The sequence below is a fragment of the Rhizobium ecuadorense genome (genome assembly GCF_001187535.1).
GTDB classification, from domain to species: domain Bacteria; phylum Pseudomonadota; class Alphaproteobacteria; order Rhizobiales; family Rhizobiaceae; genus Rhizobium; species Rhizobium ecuadorense.
Genome location: NZ_LFIO01001838.1, coordinates 1 through 251, shown reverse-complemented (window position 1 = coordinate 251; position 251 = coordinate 1). Strand labels below are relative to the sequence as shown.

1 protein-coding gene is annotated in these 251 nt (G+C 57.0%); it reads left to right on the top strand.

All coding sequences use genetic code 11. The annotated features are described in order from the left end of the window. Positions 1-80 precede the first annotated feature (80 nt). Positions 81-251 (top strand): DUF3606 domain-containing protein (locus AF337_RS38970; RefSeq protein ID WP_425287917.1); only part of this gene is annotated, 171 nt, incomplete at its 3' end.

Genomic DNA, 251 nt, shown 5'->3' with positions numbered 1-251 from the left:
GCTTCATCCTCGCGAACCGCGGGATCCCGGAACTTCTTGAATCGACGTCCGTTTCCAGGTGATCGATCTCATCAGGAGATATGAAGATGGCAACCACTTCCCGAGGCCGTGCTCAGGATCGCGCGAAGGTCGCTGGCGGACAGGATCACGAGATTCGCTACGAGGCGAAGAAGGAAGGCGTTCCAAAGGAAACGGTCAAGAAGGCCGTGAAGAGTGCTGGGAACTCTCGCAAGAAGGTCGAGGCGGAAATC